The organism is Pseudomonas sp. MS15a(2019) (assembly GCF_013277805.1).
Lineage (GTDB): Bacteria > Pseudomonadota > Gammaproteobacteria > Pseudomonadales > Pseudomonadaceae > Chryseomonas > Chryseomonas benzopyrenica.
In genome coordinates, this window is sequence record NZ_VBTN01000001.1 from 85982 (window position 1) to 107740 (window position 21759).

General features: G+C 62.6%; 18 protein-coding genes. 15 read left to right on the top strand and 3 right to left on the bottom strand.

Annotation, left to right across the window (positions count from 1 at the left end; all coding sequences use genetic code 11):
- Nucleotides 1-215 precede the first annotated feature (215 nt).
- The 3 genes from FEZ61_RS00390 to FEZ61_RS00400 all read left to right on the top strand — a co-directional run bounded on the left by FEZ61_RS00390 (nucleotide 216) and on the right by FEZ61_RS00400 (nucleotide 4378).
- On the top strand, nucleotides 216-2618 hold the full coding sequence (locus FEZ61_RS00390; protein ID WP_017638904.1) for a TonB-dependent siderophore receptor: 2403 nt from the start codon (nucleotides 216-218) through the stop codon (nucleotides 2616-2618).
- Between the two features lie 92 nt (nucleotides 2619-2710).
- The gene (locus FEZ61_RS00395; RefSeq protein ID WP_017638903.1) at nucleotides 2711-3211 is read left to right on the top strand and encodes a GNAT family N-acetyltransferase; all 501 of its coding nucleotides are present in this window, start codon (nucleotides 2711-2713) and stop codon (nucleotides 3209-3211) included.
- 102 nt (nucleotides 3212-3313) lie between these two features.
- A complete protein-coding gene (locus FEZ61_RS00400; RefSeq protein WP_017638902.1) occupies nucleotides 3314-4378 on the top strand; it encodes a hypothetical protein in 1065 nt (354 codons plus the stop codon).
- A 1-nt stretch (nucleotide 4379) separates the two neighbouring features.
- Here FEZ61_RS00400 and FEZ61_RS00405 read toward each other — a convergent pair whose 3' ends face one another.
- Entirely contained in the window at nucleotides 4380-5009 is a 630-nt protein-coding gene (locus tag FEZ61_RS00405) for a LysE family transporter (RefSeq protein ID WP_017638901.1), read from the bottom strand.
- 49 nt (nucleotides 5010-5058) lie between these two features.
- Nucleotides 5059-5877 carry a pyruvate, water dikinase regulatory protein gene (locus FEZ61_RS00410; protein WP_017638900.1) on the bottom strand — a complete coding sequence of 273 codons (819 nt, stop codon included), beginning with the start codon at nucleotides 5875-5877 and terminating at the stop codon, nucleotides 5059-5061.
- A gap of 126 nt (nucleotides 5878-6003) precedes the next feature.
- Here FEZ61_RS00410 and ppsA point away from each other — a divergent pair, with 126 nt between their 5' ends.
- The 6 genes from ppsA to FEZ61_RS00440 all read left to right on the top strand — a co-directional run bounded on the left by ppsA (nucleotide 6004) and on the right by FEZ61_RS00440 (nucleotide 12458).
- Complete coding sequence (gene ppsA, locus FEZ61_RS00415; protein WP_026083586.1) at nucleotides 6004-8373, top strand: phosphoenolpyruvate synthase; 2370 nt, start codon at nucleotides 6004-6006, stop codon at nucleotides 8371-8373.
- Nucleotides 8374-8523: 150 nt separating this feature from the next.
- Nucleotides 8524-9525, top strand: coding sequence for a zinc transporter ZntB (locus tag FEZ61_RS00420; RefSeq protein WP_173146716.1), 1002 nt, complete (start codon nucleotides 8524-8526; stop codon nucleotides 9523-9525).
- A gap of 48 nt (nucleotides 9526-9573) precedes the next feature.
- Nucleotides 9574-9837: a hypothetical protein gene (locus FEZ61_RS00425; protein WP_064306650.1), complete on the top strand. Its 264-nt coding sequence runs from the start codon at nucleotides 9574-9576 to the stop codon at nucleotides 9835-9837.
- On the top strand, nucleotides 9838-10662 hold the full coding sequence (locus tag FEZ61_RS00430; RefSeq protein WP_017638896.1) for a mechanosensitive ion channel domain-containing protein: 825 nt from the start codon (nucleotides 9838-9840) through the stop codon (nucleotides 10660-10662).
- A gap of 55 nt (nucleotides 10663-10717) precedes the next feature.
- A complete protein-coding gene (gene sigX / locus FEZ61_RS00435) occupies nucleotides 10718-11302 on the top strand; it encodes an RNA polymerase sigma factor SigX (protein ID WP_007159259.1) in 585 nt (194 codons plus the stop codon).
- Nucleotides 11303-11402: 100 nt separating this feature from the next.
- Nucleotides 11403-12458, top strand: a complete 1056-nt coding sequence (locus tag FEZ61_RS00440; protein ID WP_017638894.1) for an OmpA family protein — start codon at nucleotides 11403-11405, stop codon at nucleotides 12456-12458.
- 135 nt (nucleotides 12459-12593) lie between these two features.
- On the opposite strand, the gene gltA is transcribed toward FEZ61_RS00440, so the two are convergent.
- Complete coding sequence (gltA, locus tag FEZ61_RS00445) at nucleotides 12594-13874, bottom strand: citrate synthase (protein ID WP_017638893.1); 1281 nt, start codon at nucleotides 13872-13874, stop codon at nucleotides 12594-12596.
- Nucleotides 13875-14221: 347 nt separating this feature from the next.
- Here gltA and sdhC point away from each other — a divergent pair, with 347 nt between their 5' ends.
- The 6 genes from sdhC to odhB all read left to right on the top strand — a co-directional run bounded on the left by sdhC (nucleotide 14222) and on the right by odhB (nucleotide 21742).
- Entirely contained in the window at nucleotides 14222-14608 is a 387-nt protein-coding gene (gene sdhC / locus FEZ61_RS00450) for a succinate dehydrogenase, cytochrome b556 subunit (protein WP_026083585.1), read from the top strand.
- Nucleotides 14602-14970 (top strand): succinate dehydrogenase, hydrophobic membrane anchor protein, encoded by a 369-nt coding sequence (sdhD, locus tag FEZ61_RS00455; RefSeq protein ID WP_017638892.1) that lies wholly within the window; start codon nucleotides 14602-14604, stop codon nucleotides 14968-14970. Before sdhC ends, sdhD begins: the two co-directional genes overlap by 7 nt.
- A gap of 3 nt (nucleotides 14971-14973) precedes the next feature.
- On the top strand, nucleotides 14974-16746 hold the full coding sequence (gene sdhA, locus FEZ61_RS00460) for a succinate dehydrogenase flavoprotein subunit (RefSeq protein ID WP_026083584.1): 1773 nt from the start codon (nucleotides 14974-14976) through the stop codon (nucleotides 16744-16746).
- Between the two features lie 11 nt (nucleotides 16747-16757).
- Nucleotides 16758-17462, top strand: a complete 705-nt coding sequence (locus FEZ61_RS00465; RefSeq protein ID WP_017638890.1) for a succinate dehydrogenase iron-sulfur subunit — start codon at nucleotides 16758-16760, stop codon at nucleotides 17460-17462.
- A 185-nt stretch (nucleotides 17463-17647) separates the two neighbouring features.
- Complete coding sequence (locus FEZ61_RS00470; RefSeq protein WP_064306648.1) at nucleotides 17648-20479, top strand: 2-oxoglutarate dehydrogenase E1 component; 2832 nt, start codon at nucleotides 17648-17650, stop codon at nucleotides 20477-20479.
- A 42-nt stretch (nucleotides 20480-20521) separates the two neighbouring features.
- Nucleotides 20522-21742 (top strand): 2-oxoglutarate dehydrogenase complex dihydrolipoyllysine-residue succinyltransferase, encoded by a 1221-nt coding sequence (gene odhB, locus FEZ61_RS00475; RefSeq protein ID WP_173146718.1) that lies wholly within the window; start codon nucleotides 20522-20524, stop codon nucleotides 21740-21742.
- The last annotated feature ends 17 nt before the right edge of the window (nucleotides 21743-21759 follow it).

Here is a 21759-nt window from a genome sequence, read left to right on the forward strand (position 1 = left end):
TTCACGGAACCGCAGCCTAGAGCGCACGGACGCCAATGGGTAACGTTCGCGTATATTTATGATACTAATTTGCATTTACAGATAGGACATCATCTCATAGTCTTTCAGCCCGCCGCTGGCGGCGTTGGATGCAGGTCCATGGACCCGGGAGCCGGGTCTGTCGAGTCCTTACGTGGGGTATGGACGGACCGCTTCCATTCTGAGGACGAACCTAGATGCAGCACTTCACTCTTCGCGCCCTGGCGCTCTCCGTTTCCCTGGGCGTGACAGCCTTGGCCCAGGCAGCACCCATCGCCCTGTCGCAACCGGCGCAGCCGCTGGCCGATGCCCTGCAGAGCTTTGCGCGTGCCAGCGGCCTGAAGGTGAACTACGATCCCGCGGCCCTGGCCGGCAAAGGTGCGCCGGCGCTGTCGGGGCGGATGGAGCCGGATGTCGCCCTGCAGCGTCTGCTGGCGGGCAGTGGCCTGGCGGCCTCGGTCAGCGGCTCGGTCGCTACCGTCGCGCCGGTATCCACCCACGCGGAGACTGGCAGCGTGACCCTGGATGCCACCACTATCAGTGCGGACGACGGCTCCCTTACTGGTCGAGCGACCACCGAAGGGACCCGCTCCTATACCACCGGCGCCATGAGCACCTCCACCGGGCTGCCCCTGTCGATCCGCGAGACGCCCCAGTCGGTCAGTGTCATCACCCGACAGCGCATGGAAGACCAGGGCATGACCGATCTCAACGATGTGGTCCGCTACGCGCCGGGGGTGACGCTGAACAAGTTCGGCGGCGACCGCCAGGAATTCCTCGCGCGCGGCTTCCGTATCGACAACATCATGTACGACGGCCTGCCCACCACGGCCGGGACCTTCACCCTCGACACCCTGTCCTCGGCGGACCTGTCCATCTACGACCGGGTCGAGGTGGTGCGCGGCGCGACCGGCCTGATGACCGGTGCTGGCGACCCTTCGGCCACCCTGAATCTGGTGCGCAAGCGCCCGACCGCCTTTCCGCAGGTCAGCGTCACCACCAGCGCCGGCAGCTGGGATCGCTACCGTACCGAGGTCGACGCCTCCAACAAGCTGAATGAAGCTGGCACCCTGCGCGGTCGCGCCGTGGCTGCCTATGAAGACAGCAACAGCTTCCAGGACGTCCGCGAGCGCAAACGCCAGACCTTCTATGGTGTCCTTGAAGCGGATCTCAGCGACGCTACCACCTGGACCATCGGCGCCTCCAAGCAGCGCGAGGACAAGACCTCCGACTGGGGCAGCCTGCCCAGCGGTCCCAATGGCGAAGACCTGCACCTGTCACGCTCCACCTTCCTGAGCGGCGACTGGGCGTACTGGGATCAGGACACCTACACCCTGTTCTCGGACATCACCCACACCTTCGACAACGGCTGGAAGGCCAAGCTGGCAGCGCAGCAGGTCTGGGCGAATTCGGATACCTATTCCAATTACCTGACCTCTGTAGCGCCGGACTTCAGCTATTCCTCCGTCAGCGATCTGGCCACCGCCTCCGGTGCCTATCGGACGGATTCCGACCAGCTCAACCTCGATGCCTCGGTGAGCGGCCCCTTCCAGTTGCTGGGTCGAGAGCATGAGTTGATGGTGGGCATCAGTCGGCGTCAGGAAAAGTTCTACCAGCGCGGGGGCTTTTCCGGCGCAACCCCGGTCGACATCTACAACTTCCGTCCCAGCAGCATTCCCAAGCCGGCCAAGGACAGCTTGACGCCTTACGCCAGCAAGAACACCACCACCGAGGAAGCGATTTACGCTGCTGCGCGTCTCAATCCGATCGATCCCCTGCACGTCATCGTTGGGGGACGCGTCAGCTGGTACGACTTCGACAATCTCTACAGTGACAACGACTACAAGGCCACACGCGAATTCACGCCCTATGCCGGCATCATCTATGACCTGAACGACACCTACTCGGTGTATGCCAGCTATACCGAGATCTTCAAGCCGCAAAGCGAGCAGAACACCGGAGGTTCGGTACTTGAACCCCGGACCGGCAAAAGCTACGAGATCGGGCTGAAGGGCGCCTATTTCGATGGCGCCTTGAACGCTTCCGTCGCGCTCTTCGACACCGTCCAGGAAAATCGCGCCTACCTGCCGAGCAACCAGGCGACCTTCTGCCCGGGCTATCCGGTGCAAAGCTGCTACACCGCCGCTGGCGAGGTTCGCAGTCGCGGCATAGATGCGGAAATCTCCGGTCAATTCGCACCCAACTGGCAGGCGTCGGCGGCCTATACCCTGGTGCTGAGCGAGTTCACGAAAGACGCTGTTTACGAAGACCGCCGCTTCGCGCCGGAGCAGCCCAAGCACCTGTTCAAGGCCGCCACCAGCTATCAGCTCACCGGCGAGCTGAGCAAGTGGCGCATTGGCGCCGATCTGCTGGCCCAGAGCGGGACCTTCGAGCGTGTCGGTAATGGCGAAGCCAAACAGGATAGCTATGCGCTGGTGGGCGTGATGGCGGGCTATCGTTTCAACGAGCACTGGGATGGTCGCGTCAACTTCAACAACATCTTCGACGAGAAATACTGGCAGGGCATTCCAACGGGCACTGGTACCGGCGTCTACGGCGATCCCCGCAACGTCATGCTCAGCCTGAAGTGGACCCTCTGATCCCGCGACTCCGTTAGCGGGCTCACGCTTCGCCCTTGTCCGACCCACCGGACTTGGGCGAAGCTGCGGACTTCTGCGAAGGAGTGCCGCCCATGTCCAGCCCGATCGTCCATCTGGAACGCTATGCTGATCGCCATGCCGAGGGTCTCGCTGCCCTCTATGGCGATCCGGCCGTGGCGCGGCAGGTGCTGCAGCTACCCTATCAGAGCGCCGAACAATGGCGGCAGCGTCTGAGCGGCGAGCGCGAAGGGCGGATAGGATTGGTCGCCCTGCGGCAGGGGCAGGTGGTGGGTAGCGCCAGTCTCGAACAGCAGCAGCGCATTCGCCGCCAGCACTGTGGCGCCCTCGGCATGGGCGTGGCCCGGGATTGCCAGGGGCAGGGCATAGGTACCCAGCTGCTGACGGCCCTGCTCGACCTCGCCGACAACTGGATGAATCTGCAACGGGTCGAACTGACCGTCTTCAGCGACAACGAGCCGGCCCTGGCGCTCTATCGCAAGCTGGGTTTCGAAGAAGAAGGGCTGCTGCGGCGCTATGCCCTGCGCGATGGGGTGTTCGTCGACGCCTACAGCATGGCGCGCTTCAAACCCTGATCGCGGTGTATGAGAGAAACTTGAGTTCACCACAAGAAACCTGAGTTTGTTTCATGGGTCATGCGCGACGACAATCTTCACCTTGTCTGGTGGAGGTGTGCAATGGTCAAGATTCATTCCCAGAGTTCCGCGCGGCGCGAGCAACAGGGTGACGCGTCCCTGGCGACGATGGCGTCTCTCGACGATTGCGACCGGGCCGCCCTGATCGCCCAGGGACGTCAGCAGCGTCAGCAGGCGTGGCGCGCCCAGCAGGCCGCGGGTTGTGAGTGGCTCGCAGTAGGCGACTTCGGCTGGGGCGATCGGGTTCTGGCGCATTCGTATCTGGTCGGCGCCGCCACTCGCACCGAGGCGGCAGACGATCTGGGATTCGCCGGCCCCTGTCAGGTCCCGGTATTCACCGCGGACCAGTCCTTTGCCATCGGCTGGGAGCAGCTGTTCGACGAGGTCGCCGAGGCCCAGGCGCTCGGTCTGCTGGTCAAGCCGGTGATCCTCGGACCCCTGAGCTATCTATGGCTCGGTCGCTCGCTCGATCCGGCCTTCGATCGCCTCGAACTGCTGGAAGCGTTGCTGCCGGTCTACGGCGAGATCTTCGCGCGGTTGGCCGCCCAGGGCGTGGAATGGATCCAGATCGACGAGCCGCTGCTGACGCTGGAACTGCCGCTGGCCTGGCGTACCGCCTTCGAAAGAGCCTACAACCTGCTGCAACGCGAGCCGCTGAAGAAGCTGCTGGGTGTGCGTCATGGTGAGTTGATCGAGAACCTGGGGTTGGCTGCCGGTCTGCCGCTGGAGGGGCTGCATGTCGATTGGCCACGGTCGGTCCAGGCCCAGCAGGGGCTGCTCGATCGGCTGCCGGCCTACAAGACGCTGTCGCTGGGCTTGGTCGAAGAGACTGAAGCCGGACCCGTAGGCCAGCAACGGCGGCTGCACTTCGTTCGCCAGGCCGGCGAACGCCTGCAGGAGCGCCTCTGGTTGTCACCCGCGGTCCTTTCCAGGGACGCCGACGCGACGCAGGCCGATGCGGTGGCGGCCGAATTCGCCTGCCTGGTGCGGGCCGCTCGCCAGGCCGCCATAGGCAGGACAGCAGTGCGCCCGGAAAGGCCTTGGTCGGCGATAGAGGTGGCCCTGGCGAAGCTGGGCGCTGCCCAGTCCCACCTGGTAACGTCCTGAGCTAGCGGTGAGCGGTCAGCAGCAGGCCGCCTGCGCCGGCAAAGAAGGCGCCGGTGGCCTGGTTGAGGCGGCGCACTCCGCGGGGCCCGCGGATGAAGCGGCGGATCTGCCGGCCGAACAGGCCATAGATGAAGGCCGCGACCATTTCCGCGAACAAGTGGGTACCACCCAGGTAGACGAATTGTTGGGTGGTCGGCTGGGTGGGGTCGATGAATTGCGGAAAGACCGCGGCGAACAGCAGGATCGCCTTGGGGTTGCTGATGCCGATGAGAAATTCCTGCAGCATCAACCGATGCAGCGCGCGTGGTTGCGCTGCGCCGTTCTCGCTCAGGTCCAGGCCGTCGAAGGCCCGGCTGCGCCAGCTCTTCACGCCCAGGTAGAGCAGATAGAACGCGCCGATCCACTTGATGACGGTAAAGGCCGTTTCCGAGGCCAGCAGCATGGCGCCCAGGCCCACCGCCGAAATCACCAGGAAGATCACGAAGGCCACATTGCGACCCAGGGCCGCCAGTCCCGCCGTCACCGCGCCGTGACGGATGCCATTGCCGAGCGAGCAGAAGTTGTTGGGGCCGGGTGTCAGGGCGATGAGCAGGGCGACCGGAAAGAACAGCAGGGCATCGACGAGATTCATGGCGGTCGCCTGGTGCGCCGCGAGGGCGTCGAAGAGGAAGGGTGGTCGGCTATTTAAACCGTCTTTCCACGCCTTTCTCCACCAGAATCTTCGCCGAGATCTCCTCTACGGAAAAATGCGTGGTGTTGATGAAGGAGATGTTCTCGCGGCGGAACAGACCTTCCACCTCGCGCAGTTCGAATTCGCACTGGGCGAAGCTCGCATAGCGGCTGTTCGGCCGGCGCTCGTGGCGAATCGCCGCCAGCCGCTCGGCGTCGATGGTCAGGCCGAACAGCTTGTCGCGATAGGTCTTGAGCGAGGCAGGGAGTTGCAGGCGCTCCATGTCCTCTTCGGTCAGCGGATAGTTCGCCGCGCGGATGCCGTATTGCAGCGCCATATAGAGGCAGGTCGGCGTCTTGCCGCAGCGCGAGACCCCCACCAGGATCAGATCGGCCTGGGCATAGTGGGTCGTGCGGGCGCCGTCGTCGTTTTCGAGTGCGAAATTGACGGCCTCGATCCGCTCCATGTAGTGACTATTGTGCATGATCGAATGTGACTTCCCTACCGAATACGAAGATTCGGCGGAAAGTTCCCGTTCGAGCGGGGATAAAAACGTGGAGAAGATGTCGATCATGAACCCGTTCGACTGGTCCAGAATGGCCCGGATGTCGCGGTTGACGATGGTATCGAAGATGATGGGTCGCGCACCGTCCTGGACGGCGGCGGCATTGATCTGCTGTACCATCGCCCTGGCCTTGTCCAGCGTATCCACGTAGGGGCGGGTGACCTTCCTGAAGGTGATGTCCCCGAACTGGGCCAGGAGGCTCTGACCGAGGGTTTCGGCCGTGATGCCGGTACCGTCGGAAATGAAAAAGGCGGTTCGTTGCATGGAGGGACGTCCTGGTGGCGTACGGGGCAGGGATCGCTGCACTGTAACCTACCGCCGTCCACTGTCCATGGGGCGAGCGCCGAGGCGTACTGCTTTCCCACAAAGACACAAGATGGAGAGAAGACCTTGGACGAGTATGTAATTTCACTGGAGCAGCTTGGCGTGCACGACGTCGAGCGCGTGGGCGGCAAGAACGCATCCCTCGGCGAGATGATCGCCAACCTGGCCAACGCGGGCGTCTCCGTGCCGGGTGGGTTCGCCACCACGGCCCAGGCCTATCGTGACTTCCTTGAGCAGAGTGGGCTGAACGAGCGTATCCACGCGGCCCTCGATGCCCTGGATGTCGACGATGTCGTCGCCCTGGCCAAGACCGGCGCCCAGATCCGCCAGTGGGTCATGGACGCGCCTTTCCCCGAGCGCCTGGACGCCGAAATCCGCCGGGCCTTCGCCGAGATCTCGGCAGGCAACCCCAATCTCGCTGTCGCCGTACGCTCCTCGGCGACCGCCGAAGACCTGCCGGATGCCTCCTTCGCCGGTCAGCAGGAAACCTTCCTCAATATCCGCGGCGTCGACAACGTCATCCGCGCGGCCAAGGAAGTCTTCGCCTCCCTCTTCAATGACCGCGCCATCGCCTACCGCGTGCACCAGGGCTTCGATCACAAGCTGGTCGCCCTGTCCGCCGGCGTGCAGCGCATGGTGCGTTCGGAAACCGGCGCCGCTGGCGTGCTCTTCACCCTGGATACCGAATCCGGTTTCCGCGATGCGGTCTTCGTCACCGCTGCCTATGGCCTGGGCGAGACCGTGGTGCAGGGCGCGGTGAACCCGGACGAATTCTATGTCCACAAGCCCACCCTGGAAGCCGGTCGCCCGGCCATCCTCAGACGCAACCTGGGCAGCAAGGCCATCAAGATGGTCTATGGCGAAGAAGCCAAGGCCGGTCGCTCCGTGCGCACCGTCGATGTCGAGCCCGCGGATCGCGCGCGTTTCTCCATCACCGATGCCGAGGTCACCGAACTGTCCAAGCAGGCGCTGATCATCGAGCGTCACTATGGTCGGCCGATGGACATCGAATGGGCCAAAGACGGCGACGACGGCAAGCTCTACATCGTCCAGGCGCGCCCGGAAACGGTGAAGAGCCGGGCCAGCGCCACCGTCATGGAGCGCTACCTGCTCAAGGACAAGGGCCTGGTGCTAGTGGAAGGCCGCGCCATCGGCCAGCGCATCGGCGCCGGCAAGGTCAAGATCATCCGCGACGTGAGCGAGATGGATCGTGTCCAGCCCGGTGACGTCCTGGTCTCCGACATGACCGATCCCGACTGGGAGCCGGTGATGAAGCGCGCCAGCGCCATCGTCACCAACCGCGGCGGCCGTACCTGCCACGCCGCCATCATCGCCCGCGAGCTGGGGATCCCGGCCGTGGTCGGTTGCGGCAACGCCACCAGCCTGCTCAAGGACGGCCAGACCGTCACCGTCTCCTGTGCCGAAGGTGACACCGGCCTGATCTACGAAGGCGAACTGGACTTCGACATCCGCCAGAGCTCGGTGGATGCCATGCCCGAGCTGCCATTCAAGATCATGATGAACGTCGGTAACCCCGACCGCGCCTTCGACTTCGCCCAGCTGCCCAATGCTGGCGTGGGCCTGGCCCGCCTGGAATTCATCATCAACCGCATGATCGGCGTGCACCCCAAGGCGCTGCTCAACTACGACAGCCTGCCCTTCGAGGTGAAGGAAAGCGTCGACAAGCGCATCGCTGGTTACTCGGATCCGGTCGGCTTCTATGTCGAAAAGCTGGTGGAAGGGGTGTCCACCCTGGCCGCCGCCTTCTGGCCGAAAAAGGTCATCGTGCGCCTATCGGACTTCAAGTCCAACGAGTACGCCAATCTGATCGGCGGCAAACTCTACGAACCTGAGGAAGAGAACCCCATGCTGGGCTTCCGCGGTGCCTCTCGCTACATCAGCGAGAACTTCCGCGATTGCTTCGAGCTGGAATGCCGCGCCATGAAGAAGGTGCGCGAAGAGATGGGCCTGACCAACGTCGAGCTCATGGTGCCCTTCGTGCGCACCCTGGACGAGGCGGCGCGGGTGGTCGAGCTGCTCGGCGAGAACGGCCTCAAGCGCGGTGAGAACGACCTGCGCGTCATCATGATGTGCGAGCTGCCCTCCAACGCCCTGTTGGCGGACGAGTTTCTCGAGCACTTCGACGGCTTCTCCATCGGCTCCAACGATCTGACCCAGCTCACCCTGGGCCTGGATCGGGACTCCGGCATCATTGCCCACCTGTTCGACGAGCGTAATCCGGCGGTCAAGAAGCTGCTGGCCAATGCCATCGCAGCCTGTAACCGGGCCGGCAAGTACATCGGCATCTGCGGTCAAGGTCCCTCGGACCACCCGGACCTGGCCAAGTGGCTGATGGAGCAGGGCATCGAGAGCGTGTCTCTCAATCCCGATTCCGTGCTCGACACCTGGTTCTTCCTGGCTGAAGGCAACGCCTGATCCCAGGGGTCACCCTGCCTGCCTGAGGTGGGGTGACTCTTTCCGGGATTAATCCCCCATTCCCCACGAGCGTGGCCCTGCGCCCAGCTGGAGTCACGTTCGCCGGATCGCCTCACCACACGGGGGCAGCATCCTTGCACGAGACACCAGATGCAGCAGTACGACAGTAATGTGGAACAGGGCCTCGTCTATGGCTATCTCCTCGACGGCCGCGGTGGTGGACGGCGCCTGAGTCGCCGTGAACTGGCCGAGGTCGAGCCAGGTCCCGGCGAGGTGCTGTGGCTGCACTGGGATCGCAGTGTGCCCGAGGCCCAGGCCTGGCTCCGGCAATCCAGTGGTCTGAGCGAATTCGCCTGCGATCTGCTGCTGGAAGAGGCGACCCGCCCACGCCTGGTCAATCAGCCCGACGACAGCCTCCTGCTGTTCCTGCGCGGGGTGAACCTCAATCCCGGCGCCGTGCCCGAAGACATGGTCTCGCTGCGGGTATTCGTCGACAAACGCCGGGTCATCTCCCTGCGCATGAGGCCCATGAAGGCCGCCGCCGAGGTCCAGGAGGACCTGGAGGCGGGCATCGGCGCCCAGAATACCGAGGAGCTGGTGCTCTACCTCGCCAGCTACATGACCAGTCGGGTCGATGACCTGGTGCGTGGCCTGTCCGATCAACTCGATGGTCTCGAGGAGCAGGTCGACCAGGACGAGGGCAGCCTGCCCGACCATGCCCAGGTGCTAACCCTCAGGCGCCGCGCCACCGGGCTGCGCCGTTATCTGGCCCCGCAGCGCGACATCTATGGCGACCTGGCCCGTGGCAAGCCGGCCTGGTTCGTCGAGGCGGCCAGTCAGGGCTACTGGAGCGAATTGCACAACAGTCTGGTGCGCAACCTGGAAGAGCTCGAGGTCATGCGCGAGCGGGTCGCGCTGCTGCAGGACGCCGAGCAACGGGCGACCACGGAAAAGACCAACCGCACCCTCTATCTGCTGGCCATCATCACCGGCTTCTTCCTGCCCATCAGCTTCATCACCGGTCTGCTCGGGATGAACATGGGGGGCATGCCGGGTTCGTCATCCGTCTTCGGCTTCGTGGCCGCCTGCCTGCTGATCGGCGCGGTGGCGATCTTCCAGGTCTGGCTGTTTCGCCGACTGCGCTGGCTGTGACCCGTCTCCACCTCGCTGCGTCAAGAGGAAACGACCAGCGAGGTGCCTATGCACGATCCCTTCGAAGCGTCCCTCAAGGCGCTCCTCAATACCCCGGCCAATGCTCAGGACGAGGAGGGCGATGATCAGGCACGATTGCATCGTGTGCTCAAGACCGCCAATCGTCAGGTGGGCGCGGGTGCGCTGTTCGATCTGATCGGGCGGCACTGGGCATCGGCGCTGCTGCTGGCACTGGGCACTGGCGCCCCTCATCTGAAGCCGCGCTCGCGCCGTACCGCACGTAGCGAATCTTCCCCGGAGATCCTGAAGTAGATGGAATTCGATATCTGGACCCAGAGTCTGCTGTCCGCCATGACCACCCTGTGGAGCAAGGTGGCCGGCTTCATTCCCAACGTCTTCGGTGCCCTGGTGGTGATCCTGGCGGGCTTCGCAGTCGCCAAGATTCTCGACACCGTGCTGTCGAAGGTCCTCGCCAAGCTCGGCCTGGACCGCGTGCTCGCCGGTGCCGGCGTGACCAAGCAACTGGCCAAGATCGGCATGCGCATGCCGGTCACCACTTTGATCGGCCGGATCGTCTACTGGTTCGTCCTGCTGGTGTTCCTGGTGTCGGCGGCCGAGTCCCTGGGTTTGCAGCGCGTTTCCTCCACCCTGGACGTCATGGCGCTTTATGTGCCCAAGATCTTTGGCGCCGCCCTGGTGCTCATCGTCGGGGTGCTGCTGGCGCAACTGGTCAGCGGCCTGGTCCACGGCGCCGCCGAGGGCGTCGGCCTGGATTACGCCGCAGGGCTGGGGCGTCTGGCCCAGGGCCTGGTCATCATCATTGCGATCTCGGTCGCGGTCGGTCAGCTGGAGATCAAGACCGAACTGCTGAACCTGGTCATCGCCATCGTGCTCACCGCCTTCGCCCTGGCTGCAGCCCTGGCCCTGGGGCTGGGTAGCCGGGGACTGGTGTCGCAGATTCTGGCCGGTATCTACGTGCGCGAACTCTACGAAGTCGGCCAGTGGGTGACCTTGGCGGATGTCGAAGGCGAGATCGAGGAGATCGGTACTGCCAAGACTCTCATCATGACCGAGGAGGGCGACATCGTTTCGGTTCCGAACCGTCTATTGCTGGAGGCTCAGGTCCGCAGCCGCTGACAGGCGTCGCGGAGATGGCTATCATGCCCGCCACTTTTTGGTAGCCAATTCCGTCTTGAACAAGCCTGCCCCTCATGCCTACGATCCGACCACGCTCAGCGATGAAGAGCTGGTCCAGCGCGCGCATGGTGAACTCTTCCACGTGACGCGAGCCTACGAAGAACTGATGCGCCGCTATCAGCGCACCCTGTTCAACGTCTGCGCCCGTTACCTGGGGAACGACCGGGATGCCGACGATGTCTGCCAGGAGATCATGCTGAAGGTGCTTTACGGTTTGAAGAATTTCGAGGGGAAATCGAAATTCAAGACCTGGCTGTACAGCATCACCTACAACGAGTGCATCACTCAGTACCGCAAGGAACGCCGCAAGCGGCGGCTGGTGGAGGCATTAAGTCTGGATCCGATGGAGGAAGCCTCCGAGGAACGGGCGCCGAAGCTGGAAGAAAAGGGAGGGATGGATCGCTGGCTGGTCCATGTGGGGCAGGTCGATCGGGAGATCCTGGTGCTGCGTTTCGTCGCGGAGCTGGAGTTCCAGGAGATAGCCGACATCATGCACATGGGGCTCAGCGCCACCAAGATGCGATACAAGCGGGCACTCGACAAACTGCGTGACAAGTTCGCAGCTGAAGTTGAGGGCTGACCGGATGTGTCAGCTGTAAGTTTTTGAACTTCACGAAAACTTGTTGTCGAAGCCTCCGGAGATTGCCGGAATTAGTACCACTAAAATGGGGATACAAAGGATGAAACTGAAGAGCACCTTGGGCGTCGTGATCGGCTCCCTGCTGGCAAGCGCCTCGCTGAGCGCCCTGGCACAAGGTCAAGGCGCCGTCGAGACTGAGCTGTTCGGCAGCCGTCTGTTCACCGACAGCCAGCGCAACATGACCAACGCTGACCTGTACGGCGGTTCCGTTGGCTACTTCCTGACCGACGACGTTGAGCTGGCGTTGTCCTACGGTGAGTACCACAACGCCCGTGGCGACCGCGACCTGGGCCACAAGAACATCAAGGGCAGCCTGGCCGCTCTGGATGCCTACTACCACTTCGGTCAGCCCGGCGTCGGCCTGCGTCCGTACGTGTCCGGTGGTTTCGCTCACCAGTCCATCAGCAACCGCGACATCAACGAAGGTGGTCGTGATCACTCCACCTACGCCAACCTGGGTGCCGGCCTGAAGTACTACTTCACCGAGAACCTGTATGCCCGTACCGGCGTGCAAGCCAACTACAACATCGACTACGGCGACACCGAGTGGAGCGCTGCTGTTGGTGTTGGTCTGAACTTCGGTGGTTCCACCAAGAAAGAAGTCGCTCCGGCTCCGGCTCCGGCCCCCGTTGCTGACGTCTGCACCGATTCCGACAACGATGGCGTTTGCGACAACGTCGACAAGTGCCCGAACACCCCGGCCAACGTCACCGTTGACGCTACCGGCTGCCCGGCTGCCGCTGAAACCGTTCGCGTCGAGCTGGACGTGAAGTTCGATTTCGACAAGGCCGTGGTCAAGCCCAACAGCTACGCCGACATCAAGAACCTGGCTGACTTCATGCAGCAGTACCCGCAGACCTCGACCACCGTTGAAGGCCACACCGACTCCGTCGGCACCGACGCCTACAACCAGAAGCTGTCCGAGCGTCGTGCCAACGCCGTGCGTAACGTGCTGGTCAACCAGTACGGCGTGCAGGGTGGCCGTGTGAACGCTGTTGGTTACGGTGAGTCTCGCCCGGTTGCTGACAACGCTACCGAAGCCGGTCGCGCTGTTAACCGTCGCGTAGAAGCCGAAGTCGAAGCTCAGGCCAAGTAATCTGCCTGATCCAGACATGAAAAAGCCCGCCTAGTGCGGGCTTTTTCATGCCTGACGTTCTTGGCGTCAGACGTAGATCCAGGCACTGCAGGCATAAAAAACCCCGCCGAAGCGGGGTTCTTCTTTACGGATCGATCAGCCGCGATCGTCCGAGATGTCGCGTTGGGCGACGCCGGTGTACAGCTGGCGCGGCCGGCCGATCTTGTAGGGGCCGGACAGCATTTCCTGCCAATGCGAGATCCAGCCAACGGTGCGCGCCATGGCGAAGATCACGGTGAACATGCTGGTCGGAATGCCGATCGCCTTGAGGATGATGCCAGAGTAGAAGTCCACGTTCGGATAGAGGTTGCGCTCGACGAAGTAGGGGTCCTTGCGGGCCAGTTCTTCCAGGCGCATGGCCAGCTCCAGCTGCGGATCGTTGATGCCGAGCTCGGCCAGGACTTCGTCGCAGGTCTGCTTCATCACCGTGGCGCGGGGATCGAAGTTCTTGTAGACCCGGTGGCCGAAGCCCATCAGCTTGAACGGATCGTTCTTGTCCTTGGCCTTGGCCACGAACTTGTCGATGTTGGCGACATCGCCGATCTCGTCCAGCATCTTCAGCACGGCTTCGTTGGCGCCACCATGCGCCGGACCCCAGAGGGCGGCAATGCCGGCAGCGATGCAGGCGAAGGGGTTGGCGCCCGAAGAGCCGGCCAGGCGAACGGTGGAGGTGGAGGCGTTCTGCTCATGGTCGGCATGCAGGATGAAGATGCGATCCATGGCACGGGCCAGCACTGGGCTGATGGGTTTTTCCTCGCACGGGGTGTTGAACATCATGTGCAGGAAGTTTTCCGCATAGCCCAGGTTGTTGCGGGGATACATCATCGGCTGACCCATGGAGTACTTGTGCACCATGGCGGCCAGGGTCGGCATCTTGGCGATCAGGCGCATCGCCGAAATCTCGCGGTGCTGCGGATCGGTGATGTCTAGGGAGTCGTGATAGAAGGCCGACAAGGCGCCGACTACGCCGCACATGATGGCCATGGGATGCGCATCGCGACGGAAGCCGTTGAAGAAGTTCTTCAGTTGCTCGTGAACCATGGTGTGGTTCTTGATGGTGTCAACGAACTGCGCTTTTTCTTGCGCGTTCGGCAACTCACCCTTGAGCAGCAGGTAACAGGTCTCGAGGTAGTCGGATTTCTCCGCCAATTGCTCGATCGGGTAGCCACGATGCAGCAGGATGCCCTTGTCACCGTCGATGTAGGTGATCTTGGACTCGCACGAGGCAGTGGACATGAAGCCCGGGTCGAAGGTGAACACACCAGTGGAGGTGAGGTTGCGAACATCGATCACGTCCGGGCCGAGGGTGCCGGACATAACGGGCAGGTCAACCGGATCCGCTCCCGAGATGATCAACTGCGCTTTCTTGTCAGCCATTAGGCCTCCTTATTTTGCTTTGAAATCATCAATAAACCCTCCACTCAGGGCCTCGCCCACTATAGAGGGATAAATTTGAAAGTCAATTTACGAAAATATCACCCTAGAGGCGCTTTCTGGGCAGATTGTGCGGCGAAAAGACATTAACACGCAGGCTTCTGAATATCAGCTGGCGACGTCGGGATCGGGTATCCGCGTTTGTCATGAGTAGGCTAACTGTCTATAATTCTCGCCCGACCGTGCCGGGTCGGCGAGCTGATGCCGAGCGGTCGAGACGCTTTCAACAGGAAGCGTGTAGCAGATGTGGAATCTCCTATAACTAGCCCGACCGTAATTGGGCCCTCAGTGTGAAAGAAGCCGTGAATAGCAAACGACCTGTAAACCTAGATCTCAGGACCATCAAACTACCTATCACAGCTTATACCTCGATTCTTCACCGTATCTCCGGCGTCATCCTCTTCCTCGGCATCGCAGTCATGCTCTATGGCCTGCATCTGTCGTTGGGTAGCCCGGAAGGCTTCGGCCAAGTGAAAGCTTTTCTGGCCTATCCGCTGGTCAAGCTCGTGATCTGGGGTCTGCTGTCCGCATTGCTCTACCACCTGGTCGCCGGCATTCGGCACCTGATCATGGATGGTGGCGCCGGCGAAACCCTGCAGGGCGGCAAGCTGGGTGCGCAGCTCGTGCTGGTCATTTCCGCAGTTCTGATCATTCTGGCAGGGGTTTGGGTATGGTAACCAACGTCACCAATCTTTCGCGTTCCGGTCTCTACGACTGGATGGCTCAACGGGTCTCGGCAGTCGTCCTCGCGGTCTACTTCCTCTTTCTCATCGGCTTCCTGATCCTTCATCCAGGGCTCACCTTCGAGCAATGGCACGGCCTGTTCTCCCACACCCTGATGCGCATCTTCAGCCTGTTGGCGCTGGTGTCCATCTGCGTTCATGCCTGGGTTGGTATGTGGACCATCTCCACCGACTACCTGACCACCATGGCAATCGGCAAGGGTGCTACCGCCGTGCGTTTTCTCTTCCAGGCGGTATGCGGGTTCGCGATGTTCGCGTTCTTCGTCTGGGGCGTGCAGATCTTCTGGGGTGTTTGATCTATGTCCACAATTCGTCATATTTCGTTTGATGCCATCATCGTAGGTGGCGGCGGCGCCGGTATGCGCGCCGCCCTGCAACTGGCCCAGTCTGGCCACAAGACCGCGGTGATCACCAAGGTTTTCCCGACCCGCTCCCATACCGTGTCCGCTCAGGGCGGCATCACCTGCGCCATCGCTTCGGCCGACCCGAACGACGACTGGCGCTGGCACATGTACGACACCGTCAAGGGGTCTGACTACATCGGTGACCAGGACGCCATCGAGTACATGTGTTCCGTGGGCCCGGAAGCGGTCTTCGAACTCGAGCACATGGGTCTGCCGTTTTCCCGTACCGAGCAGGGCCGCATCTATCAGCGTCCCTTCGGCGGTCAGTCCAAGGACTACGGCAAGGGTGGCCAGGCCGCACGTACCTGCGCCGCAGCCGACCGTACCGGTCACGCTCTGCTGCACACCCTCTATCAGGGCAACCTGAAGAACAACACGGTCTTCCTCAACGAGTGGTACGCCGTGGATCTGGTCAAGAACCAGGATGGTGTCGTGGTCGGCGTCATCGCCATCGCCATCGAAACCGGCGAGACCGTCTACGTCAAGGCCAAGGCTACCGTGCTGGCCACCGGCGGTGCGGGCCGTATCTATGCCTCCACCACCAACGCCCTGATCAACACCGGTGACGGCGTCGGCATGGCGCTGCGTGCCGGCGTGCCGGTGCAGGACATCGAGATGTGGCAGTTCCACCCCACTGGCATCGCCGGCGCCGGGGTACTGGTCACCGAGGGTTGCCGCGGTGAGGGTGGCTACCTGATCAACAAGCATGGCGAGCGCTTCATGGAGCGCTATGCGCCCAACGCCAAGGACCTGGCCGGTCGCGACGTGGTCGCCCGTTCCATGGTCAAGGAAGTGCTGGCCGGCAACGGTTGCGGTCCGGATGGCGATCACGTGCTGCTGAAGCTGGATCACCTGGGTGAAGACGTGCTGCACAGCCGTCTGCCCGGTATCTGCGAACTGTCCAAGACCTTCGCCCATGTCGATCCGGTCGTCGCACCGGTGCCCGTGATCCCCACCTGCCACTATATGATGGGCGGCATCGCCACCAACATTCATGGCCAGGCCATCACCCAGGACGCCAACGGCAACGACAAGATCATCGAAGGCCTGTTCGCCGTAGGCGAAGTGGCCTGCGTGTCCGTGCACGGGGCCAACCGTCTGGGTGGCAACTCGCTGCTGGACCTTGTGGTCTTCGGGCGTGCCGCTGGTCTGCACCTGGAGAAGGCGCTCAAGGAAGGTATCGAGCACCGCGGTGCCTCGGAAAGCGATCTGGAAGCCTCGCTGCAGCGCCTGTCCGGCGTCAACGAGCGCACCACCGGTGACGACGTCGCCACCCTGCGCAAGCAACTGCAGACCTGCATGCAGAACTACTTCGGGGTGTTCCGCACCGGCGAGTACATGCAGAAGGGCATCGCCGAGCTGGCCGACCTGCGCGAGCGCATCGCCAAGGTCAAGATCAACGACAAGAGTCAGGGCTTCAACACCGCCCGTATCGAAGCGCTCGAGTTGCAGAACCTGCTCGAAGTGGCCGAAGCGACCGCCATCGCCGCCGAGAACCGCAAAGAGTCCCGTGGTGCTCACGCCCGTGAAGACTTCGAAGAGCGCGACGACGAGAACTGGCTGTGCCACACCCTCTATTTCCCCGGTGAAAAGCGGGTCAGTAAGCGTGACGTCAACTTCGCGCCCAAGACCGTACCGATGTTCGAACCCAAGGTTCGGACTTACTAAAGGTGACCACCATGTTGAAAGTCAGCGTTTATCGTTACAACCCGGATCAGGACGGCCTGCCGTCCATGCAGGAGTTCCAGGTCGATACCGGTGGGAAGGACCTCATGGTGCTGGACGTCCTGGCTCTGATCAAAGAGCAGGATGAAGGCTTCTCCTACCGTCGTTCCTGCCGCGAAGGCGTGTGCGGCTCCGACGGTATGAACATCAACGGCAAGAACGGCCTGGCATGCATCACGCCGTTGTCGGCGGTGGTCAAGAACGGCAAGCTGGTCGTGCGTCCGCTGCCTGGCCTGCCGGTCATTCGTGACCTGGTCGTCGACATGAGCATCTTCTACAAGCAGTACGAGAAGGTGAAGCCGTTCCTGCAGAACGAGACCCCAGCACCGGCCATCGAGCGCCTGCAGAGCCCGGAAGACCGCGAGAAGATCGATGGTCTGTACGAGTGCATTCTGTGCGCCTGCTGCTCGACGTCCTGCCCGTCCTTCTGGTGGAATCCCGACAAGTTCCTCGGCCCCGCTGCGCTGCTGCAGGCCTATCGTTTCCTGGCCGACAGTCGCGACACCAAGACCCAGGAGCGTCTGGCCGCCATGGACGATCCGTTCAGCGTGTTCCGCTGCCGTTCGATCATGAACTGCGTGGCGGTCTGTCCCAAGGGGCTGAACCCGACCAAGGCCATTGGCCATGTGCGGGCGATGCTGCTGCAGAGCGGTACCTGATCCACGTCCCGCCCGGCCAGTTGTGCCGGGCGGGTTCGTTAGCGACCTTGATAGCTTGATTCAACCAATGTCCATTCAGGGATACCCGGAACCGCATCCGGGCATTGGCGCAGTCGTAGTGAGGCCAGGTCTCGCGTCGAGGCTGGTCATCGGCTGATGCTATCTCTGCCGAAGGGGTGAACTAGATGCACGAAAGTCAGATGCAGCAACTGTGGGACAGCGCTCACCTGTCCGGCAGTAATGCTGCCTATGTGGAAGAGCTCTATGAGCTGTTTCTGCACGATGCCAACGCTGTGCCGGAAGAATGGCGCACCTACTTCCAGAAGCTTCCCGCGGTCACTGGCAATTCGCCGGACGTCGCGCATTCCGCGATCCGCGACCATTTCGTGCTGCTGGGCAAGAATCAGCGGCGAGCTCAGCCGGTCTCGGCCGGTACCGTCAGTTCCGAACACGAGAAGAAGCAGGTCGAAGTCCTGCGTCTGATCCAGGCGTACCGTCTGCAGGGTCATCAGGCTGCCCAACTCGACCCCTTGGGTCTGTGGCAGCGTCAGCCGCCTGCCGATCTGCTGCTCAACCACTATGGGTTGACCGACGCCGATCTGGATACCACCTTCCGTACCGGTGAATTGTTCATCGGCAAAGAGGAAGCAACTCTCCGCGAAATCAGGGATGCGCTGCAAGAGACATATTGCCGCACGGTTGGTGCGGAGTTCATGCACATCGTCGATTCTGAGGAGCGCCGCTGGTTCCTGCAGCGCCTGGAAAGCGTCCGTGGCCGTCCGCAGTATTCGCCGGAAGTCCGTACCCATCTGCTGGAGCGTCTGACCGCCGCCGAGGGTCTGGAAAAGTACCTGGGCACCAAGTACCCGGGCACCAAGAGATTCGGCCTGGAAGGTGGCGAGAGCCTGATTCCGCTGATCGACGAGATCATCCAGCGTTCCGGCTCCTATGGGGTCAAGGAACTGGTGATCGGCATGGCCCACCGTGGCCGCCTGAACGTGCTGGTCAACACCCTGGGCAAGAACCCGCGCGACCTGTTCGACGAGTTCGAAGGCAAGAAGCTGGTCGAGCTGGGCTCCGGTGACGTCAAGTATCACCAGGGCTTCTCCTCCAACGTCATGACCCAGGGCGGCGAAGTCCACCTGGCGCTGGCGTTCAATCCCTCGCACCTGGAGATCGTCTCTCCGGTGGTGGAAGGTTCGGTACGCGCGCGCCAGGATCGCCGCGGCGATCGCTCCGGTGACAAGGTCGTGCCCGTGGCCATCCACGGCGACGCCGCCTTCGCCGGCCAGGGCGTGGTCATGGAAACCTTCCAGATGTCGCAGACCCGGGCCTACAAGACCGGCGGCACCCTGCACCTCGTGATCAACAACCAGGTGGGCTTCACCACCAACCGCCAGGAAGACGCGCGCTCCACCGAGTACGCCACCGATGTCGCCAAGATGATCCAGGCGCCGATCTTCCATGTGAACGGCGACGATCCCGAGGCGGTGCTGTTCGTCACCCAGCTGGCGGTCGACTACCGCATGCAGTTCAAGCGTGACATCGTCATCGATCTGGTGTGCTACCGCCGTCGCGGCCACAACGAGGCCGACGAGCCGAGCGGCACCCAGCCGTTGATGTATCAGCAGATCGCCAAGCAGCGCACCACCCGCGATCTCTACGCCGATGCCCTGACCCAGGCCGGCGTCGTCACTGCCGAGCAGGTCCAGGCACAGTTCGAAGCCTATCGCGGTGCCCTTGACGAGGGCCGTCACGTCGTGGCCAGCCTGGTCAAGGAGCCCAATCGCGACCTGTTCGTCGACTGGAAACCCTACCTCGGCCATGCCTGGACCGCCCGGCACGACACCGGCTTCGACCTCAAGACCCTGCAGGATTTGGCCAACAAGCTGCTGCAGGTTCCGGAAGGCGTCGTGGTCCAGCGTCAGGTCGGCAAGATCCTCGAAGATCGCCAGAAGATGACCGCCGGCGGTCTGCCTTTGAACTGGGGCTTCGCCGAGACCATGGCCTACGCCACCCTGTTGCACGAAGGCCATCCGATCCGCATCACCGGTCAGGATGTCGGCCGTGGCACCTTCTCGCACCGTCACGCGGTGCTGCACAACCAGAAGGACGCCGTACCCTACGTGCCCCTGCAGCACCTGGCCGAGAATCAGCCGTCGTTCGAGATCTACGACTCCTTCCTGTCCGAGGAAGCGGTACTGGGCTTCGAATACGGCTACGCCACCACCACGCCCAATGCGCTGGTGGTCTGGGAAGCCCAGTTCGGTGACTTCGCCAACGGTGCCCAGGTCGTCATCGACCAGTTCATCACCAGCGGCGAGATCAAGTGGGGTCGTCTCTGCGGCCTGACCATGCTGCTGCCCCATGGCTACGAAGGCCAGGGCCCGGAGCACTCCTCGGCACGCCTGGAGCGTTATCTGCAACTGTGCGCCGAGCAGAACATCCAGGTCTGTGTACCCACCACGCCGGCGCAGATCTACCATCTGTTGCGTCGCCAGGTGATCCGCCCGCTGCGCAAGCCGCTGGTGGTACTCACGCCCAAGTCGCTGCTGCGCCACAAGCTGGCCATCTCGACCCTGGAAGACCTGGCCCATGGCTCCTTCCAGACCGTGATCAACGAACTGGATCAGATCGATGCCCAGCAGGTGAAGCGCCTGGTGCTGTGCAGCGGCAAGGTCTACTACGACCTGCTGGAAAAGCGCCGCAGCGAGAATCGCCAGGACATCGCCATCGTGCGTCTGGAGCAGCTCTACCCGTTCCCGGAAGACGATCTGGCCGACGTACTGGCCGGCTATCCGAACCTCGAGCGCGTGGTCTGGTGCCAGGAAGAGCCGATGAACCAGGGCGCCTGGTACTGCAGCCAGCATCACATGCGCCGCGCCGTGTCCGGTTACAAGCAGGGCCTGGGTCTGGAATACGCCGGTCGCGATGCGTCCGCCGCGCCGGCCTGCGGCTATGCCTCCATGCACGCCGAGCAGCAGGAAAAACTGCTGCACGATGCTTTCTCCGTTTGATTCGCCACGCGACTACTAGAGATCACTAAGGAAATTCATAGAATGGCTATCGAGATCAAAGCCCCTACCTTCCCGGAATCGGTCGCTGACGGCACCGTCGCCACCTGGCACAAGAAGCCCGGCGAAGCGGTCAAGCGTGACGAACTGCTGGTCGACATCGAAACCGACAAGGTCGTGCTGGAAGTCGTGGCACCGGCCGATGGCGTCCTGGCCGAAATCCTGAAGAACGAAGGCGATACCGTGCTGAGCGAAGAAGTCATCGCTCGCGTGGAGGAGGGCGCCACTGCCGCCGCCGCTCCGGCTGCCCAGCCGGCTGCCGCCAGTGCTCCGGCCGCCGCACCGGCCGTCGGTGGTGAAGAGGATCCGATCCTGGCGCCCGCCGCGCGCAAGATCGCCGAAGAGAACGGCATCGACCCGGCTACCCTGGTCGGCACCGGCAAGGGTGGTCGCATCACCAAGGAAGACGCCGTCGCCGCTGTCGAGGCCAAGAAGTCCGGCGCTGCCACTCCGGCTGCCAAGCCCGCTGCCGCCGCCGCTCCGGTGGTGACCGCCGCTGGCGACCGCACCGAGAAGCGCGTGCCCATGACCCGCCTGCGCGCCAAGGTCGCCGAGCGCCTGGTTGAAGCCCAGTCCAGCATGGCCATGCTGACGACCTTCAACGAGGTCAACATGAAGCCGATCATGGACCTGCGCTCCAAGTACAAGGACATGTTCGAGAAGAAGCACAATGGCGTACGCCTGGGCTTCATGTCCTTCTTCGTCAAGGCGGCCACCGAGGCGCTCAAGCGCCAGCCGGGCGTCAACGCCTCCATCGACGGCAACGACATCGTCTACCACGGCTACCAGGACATCGGCGTGGCCGTGTCCAGCGACCGTGGCCTGGTGGTGCCGGTGCTGCGCAACGCCGAGTTCATGAGCCTGGCGGAAGTGGAAGGCACCATCGCCGACTTCGGCAAGAAGGCCAAGGCCGGCAAGCTGACCATGGAAGACATGCAGGGTGGTACCTTCACCATCTCCAACGGTGGTGTCTTCGGTTCGCTGCTGTCCACTCCCATCGTCAACCCGCCGCAGACCGCGATCCTGGGCATGCACAAGATCCAGGAACGCCCGATGGCGGTGAACGGCCAGGTGGTGATCCTACCGATGATGTATCTTGCGCTGTCCTACGACCATCGCCTGATCGATGGCAAGGAAGCCGTGACCTTCCTGGTCACCATGAAGGACCTGCTGGAGGACCCGGCTCGTCTGCTGCTGGACATCTGATCCGGCTCTCGCGGTGC

Coding starts and splice junctions, on each gene's coding strand:
- sdhA (WP_026083584.1), top strand. CDS start 14,974: ATGTCCACAATTCGTCATATTTCGTTTGATGCCATCATCGTAGGTGGC.
- FEZ61_RS00430 (WP_017638896.1), top strand. CDS start 9,838: ATGGAATTCGATATCTGGACCCAGAGTCTGCTGTCCGCCATGACCACC.
- FEZ61_RS00425 (WP_064306650.1), top strand. CDS start 9,574: ATGCACGATCCCTTCGAAGCGTCCCTCAAGGCGCTCCTCAATACCCCG.
- FEZ61_RS00395 (WP_017638903.1), top strand. CDS start 2,711: ATGTCCAGCCCGATCGTCCATCTGGAACGCTATGCTGATCGCCATGCC.
- FEZ61_RS00470 (WP_064306648.1), top strand. CDS start 17,648: ATGCACGAAAGTCAGATGCAGCAACTGTGGGACAGCGCTCACCTGTCC.
- FEZ61_RS00390 (WP_017638904.1), top strand. CDS start 216: ATGCAGCACTTCACTCTTCGCGCCCTGGCGCTCTCCGTTTCCCTGGGC.
- FEZ61_RS00405 (WP_017638901.1), bottom strand. CDS start 5,009: ATGAATCTCGTCGATGCCCTGCTGTTCTTTCCGGTCGCCCTGCTCATC.
- FEZ61_RS00420 (WP_173146716.1), top strand. CDS start 8,524: ATGCAGCAGTACGACAGTAATGTGGAACAGGGCCTCGTCTATGGCTAT.
- FEZ61_RS00410 (WP_017638900.1), bottom strand. CDS start 5,877: ATGCAACGAACCGCCTTTTTCATTTCCGACGGTACCGGCATCACGGCC.
- gltA (WP_017638893.1), bottom strand. CDS start 13,874: ATGGCTGACAAGAAAGCGCAGTTGATCATCTCGGGAGCGGATCCGGTT.
- sdhD (WP_017638892.1), top strand. CDS start 14,602: ATGGTAACCAACGTCACCAATCTTTCGCGTTCCGGTCTCTACGACTGG.
- FEZ61_RS00400 (WP_017638902.1), top strand. CDS start 3,314: ATGGTCAAGATTCATTCCCAGAGTTCCGCGCGGCGCGAGCAACAGGGT.
- FEZ61_RS00465 (WP_017638890.1), top strand. CDS start 16,758: ATGTTGAAAGTCAGCGTTTATCGTTACAACCCGGATCAGGACGGCCTG.
- odhB (WP_173146718.1), top strand. CDS start 20,522: ATGGCTATCGAGATCAAAGCCCCTACCTTCCCGGAATCGGTCGCTGAC.
- FEZ61_RS00440 (WP_017638894.1), top strand. CDS start 11,403: ATGAAACTGAAGAGCACCTTGGGCGTCGTGATCGGCTCCCTGCTGGCA.